This window comes from Bacillus sp. AY2-1 (assembly GCF_008368965.1).
GTDB classification, from domain to species: Bacteria; Bacillota; Bacilli; order Bacillales; family Bacillaceae_G; genus Bacillus_A; species Bacillus_A thuringiensis_S.
Window position 1 is genome coordinate 1 of record NZ_QPEL01000203.1, and the last position, 10,340, is coordinate 10,340.

The window sequence follows — 10,340 nt, forward strand, 5'->3', positions numbered from 1 at the left end:
AATAAAGACAATACTGAAATACTAGAATTATTTAATTTTAATTCGGATGAGAAAACAAAAAAAATAGAAGCTATATTTAATAAAAATGAGAAGGATTATGAAAAACTCCAATTTTTTAACTTTTTTAGGCCCATTATTAAATATTATTTGTATAAATATTATGATGTAATTAATAATTACGAATTACTTAAAAACAATGAAATATTTTTACAAAGTTTAATTGCAAAAATAGCTGAGCTCCTATACCAAATTTCCTATCGTACACTGGTTTTAGAAGTTAATATTGCAAAATCAAATGATCTATTAATAGGAGAATCTTCAGAAGAAAGATTTTTATACTTCCAAAATTCATTATTAAAAGATGAAAGCTTTCTTAAAGATTTATATACGGAATATGGATGCTTAATATCGCTGATGAAACTGAACACTAAAAACTATTTAGATTTTATAATTGAGATATTAGAACGTACTTCTGCAGAAATTAACCAAATATCCACTGTATTTAATGGAGGTAAAGCATTAGGAAACCTATTAAATATTGAAACTGGATCTGGAGATACACACCAGGGTGGAAAAAGTGTTTCAATTCTATATTTCGCAACTGGTGGCAAGTTAATCTATAAACCTAGAGAACTTAATTTTGAAGAAGGATACTATAATCTGATAAACTGGATTAACGAACAAAATGTTCCTGGTATGAAGAAATTAAAAGCTGCAAAGTCGCTTTCAGTGAATGGAAGCGGATGGATGGAATTCATTCCATTTGAAGAATGTACGGATGAAGATCATGTAAACAACTTTTATTATCGTATAGGACATTTACTATGTCTTCTTCACGCATTGAATGCACGAGATTTTCACAGCGAGAACCTAATTGCAAATTCAGAACATCCAGTACTTGTTGATTTAGAATCTCTTATTCATGGTAGTTTGGAAAAAGAAGATAATTCTATAGCTGGTGCTATGGAGAATTGCGCCAAGCTTATCGAATCATCTGTTATTTCTATTCTGCTATTACCAAGTAGAATAGTTTTAAATGATAAATCTAATGTTAATGTTTTTGATTTAGGTGGTGTAGGAGGAAGCAAAGAACAACTCTCCCCATTCAAATCAGAGGTCATTCAGCATAATAATACTGATAATATTAAGGTTACTCGTGATTACGTAACTTTAGAGCCTAACAATAATAACCCTAAAATAAAAAATCATAATCAACAAATTGAACAATTTCTTAACCAAATACAAGAAGGGTTTAAACAAACTTACGATTGGATTTTAGATAATAAAGAAAAGTTCATTAACAAAATACTTGAGTTGTTTTCCAACCAAACATGTAGGATTCTTTTTAAACATACGTTTATATATGGACGTTTGTTACGAAGTAGTTATCACCCTGATTTATTAAGAAGTCCAATACATAGAGAAATTTTATTACATAGGATAGCATTGTATAAATTTAAAGAAAATTTCGAAAAAATATCACCCTATGAATTGAAAGATTTACTTATTGGCGATATACCCTACTTTACAACTAATACAAGCCTTAAAACCGTAAAAGATTCAAGAGGACAAACCGTTAATGGATATAATTTAAAGGTAACACCTTTAGAAACTTCCATAAAAAAAATCAGGGAATTTAGTACAAAAGATTTGAAAAATCAATTAAAATTTATTGATTTAAGTTTTATTCATACTGAAAATAAAAATGATAGTGCACTAACAAATGTAACATTCTCAAAAGGAAATCATTTACCTCAAAATAATTCAATAGAGGATCAAAATTCATCCTTACTTAAAATAGGAAACCATTTACTTGAAAATAGTATAATGGGCAAAACAGATTCTGAAATTGACAGAACTTGGATTGGTTTAATGATGTCTGGTAAAGATGAAATTACAACACGTATTGCATCAGTAGATTTCGATCTCTATAAGGGGAATAGTGGAATTTCATTATTTTTAGGTTACTTGAGTATTGCTACCAGGAATGAAGAATTTAAAAAAGCTGCCATTGAATCTCTAACTCCATGTATTAAACTTCTTAATAGTATTATAGAACGCAAAAAAAACAATGCAGAGGAAAATGAAATTTATTCCATTGGTGCCTTTAGTGGCCTGAGTGGTATTTTCTATACAATATTCCATCTAGGTAAATCTCTTAATATTGAGAAATTTATTGATTTTACATATGAAAATATCGGCTATCTTCTAGAGGATGTCAAAAAAGGACAAGACTATGATTTAATTGGTGGTTCAGCAGGATATTTAGGGGTTGTTCTTTCTATTTATAATAAAACAACTGATAAAAATAAAAAAGAAATGCTTTTGAAGATAGCAAATGAAATTTATCATGACTTAGAGAACAATGCTACATATTACTCTAATGATTCTGTATTTTGGGGTCCAAATTTAGAAACTGAGGGATATACGGGGTTTGCCCATGGAACAAGTGGAATCTCCGCAATGTTAATACGATTACATAAAATAACTAAAAATCCTAATATTTTAAAATTAATAGAGAAAACATTGAATTACGAACGATCAATGTTTAGTTCTAAAGATGCGAATTGGTACACTAATCTTTCAAGAGTTGGCATAAGTGTAGGTTGGTGTCATGGTGCACCAGGGATACTTTTAAACCGACTTATATTAAAAGATAATGGTTATTATGATGATATGATTAATCATGAAATTCAAGTAGCTCTTGATACTACAATCCAAAAAGGGTTTGGTAACAATAGTACTTGGTGCCACGGTGATACAGGAAACCTAGAAATTCTTCAATATGCTGCAAAAGTTTTAAATGATTCATATTTAGAAAATAACTGTCTTGCTACATATCATGAAATTTTCCGGAATTCCATCAACTCCAACTGGGATAAAGGATATTCTGGAACCGTAAATATCTATGGATTATTGGTCGGTTTAGCAGGGGACGGTTATTCTATTTTAAAACATAGAGCAGATTTGTCAATTCCAGGAATTCTTTGGCTAGAATAAAGCTGCTGTTTTAATATTCTGTTTTACATTTTTTTACTATAAAAAATATTATTATTCACCGTAATTAAGCTATCAAATATTTGATAGCTTAATTATCTATTAAATATAAAACATGGTTTTAGAAAAAAATAACTGTCGGTGAGGTCGGAGAATGTACTATTCAAAAAACAGGAAAATACCATTTATCGAGCAATTGCAACAAACAGAATGTGGTCTTTGTTGTGTTGCAATGGTATTAAGATATTACAATAGTAATCAACCTATCAGTGAAATAAGAAGGCACCTAGAACCTGGGAGAGATGGTACTGGTCTAAAACATTTATATCAACTGTTAAATGATTTAGGTTTCCATTCTCGTGTATATAAAACAACTGTAGAGGGTCTAAAACAAGTTACACTCCCTGCAATACTCCATTGGGATAATAATCATTTTGTAATTCTCGAAAAAATTAAAAACAATAAATTCTATATTATAGATCCCGCACTTGGTAGAAAAACTCTATCAGAAAATACTATAGAAAGTATGTTTTCTAATTATGTATTGACAACGAAACCTACTGAAAATTTTATACCAATAACTAAGAAGGATTCTGTTTTTAAAAATTTTTTACAAGATGTTTTTAGTAATAAACTGGTATTCCTTAAACTTTTCTTACTCACTTTCTTTGTTAGTGCAATTACATTATCAATTCCTATAATGATTCAAAAGTTAATAGATGGTGTAACTATCCATAATACTTTGAATATAAATACCATCCTATTATTTGCAGGTCTACTACTACTCTATGGTTTACTTTTACTTGCGAGAGGAAAATATATTGTAGATATACGAGCATTATTAGATCGTTCGCTGCTTGGGAAAGTATTTAGTCATCTGTTAAAAATCCCCTATAAATTTTTTGAGGTAAGAGCCAAAGGAGATTTATTATATAGAATAAATTCTATGAATATAATACGGGATTTATTATCCGAAAAGGTGATAGGTAGTATCATGGATGTCAGTGCTCTAGTTTTTATGACATTTTATATGCTATATAAGTCCCCGGTTTTAACAACCTTAGTGTTAGTTTTATTTTTAATAAGTATTGGGTTTACTCTATTTATGCATTCTCATATCAAAGAATATAGCTTATATGAAATGGTGGAAAGAAGTAAATTAAGTAAAATTCAAACAGAAGCCATTTCAGCAATATTTACAGTTAAGGTATCAGGCATTGAGGAAAATATATTTAACGTTTGGAAAAATAAATTAAATGATGTTTTATTTAGATATAAAAAACAGGCAAATTTACTTAACGTATATACAACCTTTACTCAAATGATGCAGACTATTTCCCCTTTTTTAGTACTTTTACTTGGATTAAAATTATATACTGAGAAAAATATTACTTTAGGTGAAGTAATTGCTTTTTATTCGTTAGCAGTCATGTTCTTTAACTATAGCTTTTCTATATTTCAAACATGGAATAACTTTATCGCAGCTACTAACACATTAGAAAGAATACAAGATATTACTAACGAAAAGATTGAAAAAGAAGGGAATTTACCTGTCCCTAATCCAATAAAAGGAGATATAAAGCTAGAAAATGTAACGTTTTCTTACAGTAAATATTCAAATCCTGTTATAAAAAATCTCTCACTACATATTAAAAGTGGACAAAAGGTAGCCATAGTAGGAGCTTCGGGTTCTGGAAAAAGTACCTTAGGTAAATTATTATTGGGTTTATATACTCCAAATAGTGGTGATATTTTTTATGATTCTTTAAATTTCAAGGATATTAATAAAAAACAATTAAGAAAGCAAATAGGGGTTGTACCTCAAGAAATCTATTTATTTAATGAATCTATTTATGATAACATCAGTTTAGGTCATAAAAACGTGGATATATACGCTGTCAAAAGGGCTGCTGAAATTGCTCAAATTTCAGATGAAATTGAAAAAATGCCTATGCATTACAATACTCTCGTTTCAGACATGGGATTGAATTTCTCTGGAGGCCAAAGGCAGCGTATAGCACTTGCTAAGGCTTTACTTAATGACCCAAGAATAATGGTCTTAGATGAAGCTACTAGCTCTCTAGATTCAATTAATGAAGCAAATATTGCTAATCATTTCAAAAATATTGGTTGTACTTGTATTATAATTGCCCATAGACTTTCAACAATTGTAGATTCTGATATAATTTATGTTTTAGATGATGGAAAAATTGTTGAACAGGGCACACATACTGAGTTAATGAACTTACAAGGGAAATACTGTAAACTTTATACACAGGGCGAGTCGAGTGATAATTCTATTAAAATAGAATCAAATGAGGAATTATCACAATCGATATCTTCTTAAGGATAGCTAAGTAATTAAAAATTGTGGAGTTAAATTTTTATTAAAACAAAAAAAGTAAAAAACATTTATTTATATGTTTTTTACTTTTTTTTAAATGAAATTATAGTTTGTCCATAAGTAGAATCAATAGCCCAGTCTATATCCATTTCCTTTGACATAAGGGAAATAATGGATAATCCTATTCCTGTCCCCTTACTTGAGTGATTGCTATGTTCGAATCCCGGACCATGATCAATAACTGAAATAGTTTCTTGGTTATCACTTGTACTTATGTATATACCAATATAATTCCCCTCACTGGCATATCTAATTACATTTTGTATAACATTATCTATAATCCTTTGAAACCAGTTTTGATCAATATACCAATAAATTTGCTTTTCTGGTATTTTAACGTCTATATAAAAACCTCTTTCTTCTAAGGAATTATACCAGGAAGCAATAATCTTTCTTAATAAAGATGTTATGTTTATATCCTTTGGGTTAAATGGATATTTTTTAGATGTTAATAAAGAATATGATAATAAATTATCTATAAGTTCAGCAATATAACTAATTTTATCATCCATTAATACTATGATTTCTTTTCCTTTAATTGAAGTTACTTCCTTTTCTAATAAGTTAATTTGAGTGCGGAATACCATTAAAGGCGTTCTTAAGTCATGAGAAAGGTTAGCAATTAAATCTCTTCTAAATTCTGCTTCTTCACGTTCCTTCAAACGACTTTTTTCTAAAATTTGAATCATATTATTAAAGTTTTGTTCTAATAAACCGATTTCATCCATTTTTGATAACTCAATTGTTTTTGGTATTGATTCTTCTTTAGAAAGTTTCATAGCTTTTTGTAACCGGATTAACCTATTACGAATATCGCGGAAAAAGAGTCCCGAAAAAATCAAAAAAATTATCAAAATCAATAGAATTACGGTAATAAAAATAGTGCTGTATTCTTTTTGCATTCGTGAAACAGGGTATTCAATATACTTTTTAGGAAGCCGTATTACCATAAAAGCTTCTTTTTTTTCTTTCCCCATATAACTCACTACAGTATAAAATTCTCCATTTATACTTTTTTTCATAAAATCTATACTATAATTCACTGTCCATTGTGAGGGGATATTAGACGGCTTTGAAACGGGGAAATGAGCTCTCCCTTGATTATCGACCCAAAACGTAGAAGCTTGAGGATAGGCTTTATGTATAGAATGAAAAAACTCTTTAATTTTTTCAGGATTTTCTGCATTTAACAACTTAGAATTTTCATTCCAAACTTGTTCAATCTCTTTAGTACTGTAATAAGGTTCAGAAATGGCTAGCTGCGTATAAGATAATGTGAAAATTATCGAAGTCAATGGAAACATGACTGGAATTATAACTATAGCAATTAAAATGATAAAAATATATTTTTTTAATAAAGATGTACTCTTCTTCATCCTCTTAATCGATAGCCTATTCCATGTATAGTTTCAATTATTGTTGGATTACTGGGGTTTATTTCAATTTTTTCTCTTAAATATCGAATGTGTACCATGAGTGTCTTATCCCCTTCTATATAAGAAGTTTTCCAAATAGCTTCAAAGATTTGTTCTTTTGTTAATGTCTGATTTAGATGCTGCATTAGATAGAAGAAAATTTGATGCTGCTTACCAGTTAACTCTATCTCTTTATCTGTTATAGTATTAAAAACTCGATATTCCTTTGTAGAAACTTGAAGATGCTTAATTGCTTGTAAGGTATTTTCTAGTCTATTATACCGCCTCAATAAAACTTCTATTCTTGCTAATAATTCTTTAAAATGAAATGGCTTAGTTAAATAATCATCAGCGAATAATAGTCCTTGTAATTTATCATCTAATGCAGTACGTGCAGTCACTAAAATTATTGGGATGTCTGGATAGTTTTTTTTAAACCTTTGCCCCAGTGTGAAACCGTCTAATCCTGGAAGCATAATGTCCAAGATAATTAGATCTGCGGTTTTAATCGCCTCATAACATCCTTTTTCTGAAGTAAACCAAGATACTCTGTAAGATTGCTTTTCTAAATCAATTTTTATTTGTTTTCCTATCTCAATTTCGTCTTCGATACAAATAATGTGCTTCACGTTCTCACCCCTTAATATCAAATCAATTTTACTTATTTAACTATATAACAATTACTATATTATGTAAAAAAAGAAATTTAAACAAATTTTAAACTATATAGAAATTTAATTTAACCTTCATGAAATATAATAAATATAAGGTGGTGTTTATATGAAATATATTGTTGAAACAAATAATCTAACTAAAAAATATAAAAAAAGTAGTGTGGTTAGTGGTGTGAATCTAAAAATTCCTGAAGGTGAAATTTATGGATTTTTAGGACCCAATGGTGCTGGAAAGACAACTAGCATTAGAATGTTACTAGGTTTAATTAAAGCGACTGAAGGTAATATTTCAATTTTTGGTAAAGATTTAAATAAAAATCGTTTATCTATTTTATCTGATGTTGGAGCACTAGTAGAAAATCCTTCTTATTATGCACATCTCAATGCAATTGAAAATTTAGAAGTTTATAGAATTTTAAGAAATATACCAAAAGAAAAAATACATGCTGTTTTAAAAACTGTCGGACTGCAGAATGCAGCACACCAAAAAGTTAAAGAATACTCTCTAGGCATGAAACAACGTCTTGGTCTTGCCATTGCATTACTTGGTGATCCTAGATTATTAATTTTAGATGAACCAACAAATGGACTTGATCCCCAAGGGATACATGAAATGCGTGAATTAATAAAGAGTCTCGCTAAGGAAAGAGGCATTACTATACTAGTATCCAGTCATTTATTAAGTGAAATAGACCAAATGGCTACATATGTTGGGATTATTTCAAAGGGACGGCTCATTTTCCAGGATAAAATTGAAGTTTTACGACAACATTCACATAATTCAATTAAGATTTTAGTTAATAAACCTAAGGAAGCATGGAAAATCATTCTTGCTAGTGGTATACCGTCAGTGATGGAAGAGGATAAAATTGTTATATCTAATACTGATAATACAGCTATAGCTAAGATTGTGAAGGCTTTAGTAGCAAATGATATATCGGTATTCCGTATTGAAGAAGAAAAAAATTCACTTGAAGATATTTTCCTAAACATCGTAAAGGAGGAACAAAACGATGTACAAATCCCTCTTAGCATCTGAATTTCTTAAATTAAAGCGTAAGTGGGTTTGGTTTTTAATAATGATAGCCCCAATAGGTGTTATTATACTTCAAGGAATAAATTTCAGTTTAAGATACGATTACTTAATTGAAAAATATAAAAATGATTTATGGGGAGGGCTACTTTCAAATGTTCAGTCTCTTTCCCTTCCAGCAATAATACTAGGAATTACAATTATTACTTCTATAATAGCCCATTTAGAACACAGCTCTACTTCTTGGAAACACCTTTTAATACTACCAATAGAAAAAAGAAAAATATTTATAGCTAAATTTATATTAAGTTTTATTTTATTATTTATATCTTGTTCCATCCTCTTTATAGGCAGTATTTTTTTAGGTATAGGACTAGATTTTGGATATTCTATCCCATGGTTAAAAGTTATAAAAATTAGTTTTTTCCCTTACTTTTCTGCTTTACCAGTTTTAGCATTACAATTATGGTTATCCATTGTTTATAAAAATCAAGGGATAACATTAATAGTGGGAGTTTTAGGTACAGTATTAGCACTATTCTCAGAATCCTTGCCAGATTGGATTATATGGAAATTACCCTCACTTGCAAGTAAATCAGATACAACTACACTGTTAGGGGCAACTGTTGGGATTTTACTAATTTTGATAGCAACATTTGATTTTGTAAGAAGGGATGTGGATAAATAATGCTAAATTTAAGATTATTTTTGGCTGAATTCCATAAGATTAAAAAGACAAAAATTTGGCTACTATTATTTATTAGTCCCCTTTTAACAGGGATGTTAACTTACCTAAAAGTGGGTGATACATTAGCATCTTTAAATAATTGGGAAATTATTTATTCATTTGCTTCAATAATACACGCTATGATCTTTCTCCCATTATTAACTGGAATTTTTACCGCTTTTATCTGCCGTCACGATCATTTACATGGTGGGTGGAAGCAATTACTAGTTCAGCCTATAAAACGTTATCAACTTTACTGTACTAAAGCTATATTTGTGCTATTTTTTATAATTATTACTCAACTTTTATTTCTTTTAGAAATAATTATAGTAGGTTCTATGTGCGGGGTAACAGGCCCTTTTCCTACAACAAATATATTGAAATCTTTAATAGGTGGAATATTTACAACATTACCTTTAATAGCACTTCAAATGTGGCTTTCCGCAATATGGTCCAGCTTTGCTGCTCCAATGGTAGTATGTGCTGGTCTAACGATACCTGGTATGATAATTAGTCAGTCTGAACGATTTGGTCCAATTTATCCATGGAGTCAACCCCTTTTAGCTATGTTACCTTCAGGGAGTGAAACAGGGATACTATTTATTTCTACCAAAAGTATATTAATTGTATTGATTAGTTTTATTATTTTCTTTATTGGAGGATTGCTTAATTTTAATAGAAAAACATATTAACTCTATAAATTAGAAACTATGACATAAAAATTACTATAGCACCAAGAAGAATCTATTATTATATTGTTGATATAGTTAATATCAACAATATAATATTCAAATTCAAAATAGCCGCTCCACATCTACAAGGAGACGGCTTCTTCTCTTACTTCCTATATACTCGGCTTTATTCGTTATAGGGATTCAGCCATAAATTGGGGGCTAAAGATTCAACTTGAGTATGATTTATTAATTGAAGAATTTATATTTCGAAAGTTTAAAGGAAACATCCACCTGCATTTTATGTAAAGTTATGCTTCCTGCTATAAATTGATACTTAAAGGAAAAAGCAGAAGCAACATTCGTGTCAGTTTACACTTTTACACTTTTATATTTGTGTAAAAGTGTAAAAGTGTAAA

7 protein-coding genes are annotated in these 10,340 nt (G+C 29.4%); 5 read left to right on the forward strand and 2 right to left on the reverse strand.

Going from position 1 to position 10,340, the window contains the following annotated elements; genetic code table 11:
• The coding region (locus DN403_RS28590; protein ID WP_149186017.1) for a type 2 lanthipeptide synthetase LanM family protein at positions 1-3,000 on the forward strand (3,000 nt) is incomplete at its 5' end.
• Between the two features lie 151 nt (positions 3,001-3,151).
• Positions 3,152-5,344 carry a peptidase domain-containing ABC transporter gene (locus DN403_RS28595; protein ID WP_098437986.1) on the forward strand — a complete coding sequence of 731 codons (2,193 nt, stop codon included), beginning with the start codon at positions 3,152-3,154 and terminating at the stop codon, positions 5,342-5,344.
• A gap of 80 nt (positions 5,345-5,424) precedes the next feature.
• Here the strand turns inward: DN403_RS28595 and DN403_RS28600 are convergent, their stop codons facing one another.
• A complete protein-coding gene (locus DN403_RS28600; protein ID WP_098437988.1) occupies positions 5,425-6,777 on the reverse strand; it encodes a HAMP domain-containing sensor histidine kinase in 1,353 nt (450 codons plus the stop codon).
• Positions 6,774-7,445 carry a response regulator transcription factor gene (locus DN403_RS28605; protein WP_149186018.1) on the reverse strand — a complete coding sequence of 224 codons (672 nt, stop codon included), beginning with the start codon at positions 7,443-7,445 and terminating at the stop codon, positions 6,774-6,776. The genes DN403_RS28600 and DN403_RS28605 overlap by 4 nt, the downstream gene beginning before the upstream one ends.
• A 151-nt stretch (positions 7,446-7,596) precedes the next feature.
• Between DN403_RS28605 and DN403_RS28610 the strand changes: the two genes are divergently transcribed.
• The 3 genes from DN403_RS28610 to DN403_RS28620 are packed head-to-tail and all read left to right on the forward strand — an operon-like array spanning position 7,597 to position 9,942.
• Complete coding sequence (locus DN403_RS28610; protein ID WP_149186019.1) at positions 7,597-8,529, forward strand: ABC transporter ATP-binding protein; 933 nt, start codon at positions 7,597-7,599, stop codon at positions 8,527-8,529.
• A complete protein-coding gene (locus DN403_RS28615; protein ID WP_098437993.1) occupies positions 8,504-9,211 on the forward strand; it encodes an ABC transporter permease in 708 nt (235 codons plus the stop codon). Before DN403_RS28610 ends, DN403_RS28615 begins: the two co-directional genes overlap by 26 nt.
• Positions 9,211-9,942 carry an ABC transporter permease gene (locus DN403_RS28620; protein ID WP_098437995.1) on the forward strand — a complete coding sequence of 244 codons (732 nt, stop codon included), beginning with the start codon at positions 9,211-9,213 and terminating at the stop codon, positions 9,940-9,942. Before DN403_RS28615 ends, DN403_RS28620 begins: the two co-directional genes overlap by 1 nt.
• The last annotated feature ends 398 nt before the right edge of the window (positions 9,943-10,340 follow it).

What these genes read in the sequence shown, in the direction of transcription:
- DN403_RS28595 (WP_098437986.1), top strand. Translation starts at nt 3,152, where the DNA reads ATGTACTATTCAAAAAACAGGAAAATACCATTTATCGAGCAATTGCAA.
- DN403_RS28600 (WP_098437988.1), bottom strand. Translation starts at nt 6,777, where the DNA reads ATGAAGAAGAGTACATCTTTATTAAAAAAATATATTTTTATCATTTTA.
- DN403_RS28610 (WP_149186019.1), top strand. Translation starts at nt 7,597, where the DNA reads ATGAAATATATTGTTGAAACAAATAATCTAACTAAAAAATATAAAAAA.
- DN403_RS28615 (WP_098437993.1), top strand. Translation starts at nt 8,504, where the DNA reads ATGTACAAATCCCTCTTAGCATCTGAATTTCTTAAATTAAAGCGTAAG.
- DN403_RS28620 (WP_098437995.1), top strand. Translation starts at nt 9,211, where the DNA reads ATGCTAAATTTAAGATTATTTTTGGCTGAATTCCATAAGATTAAAAAG.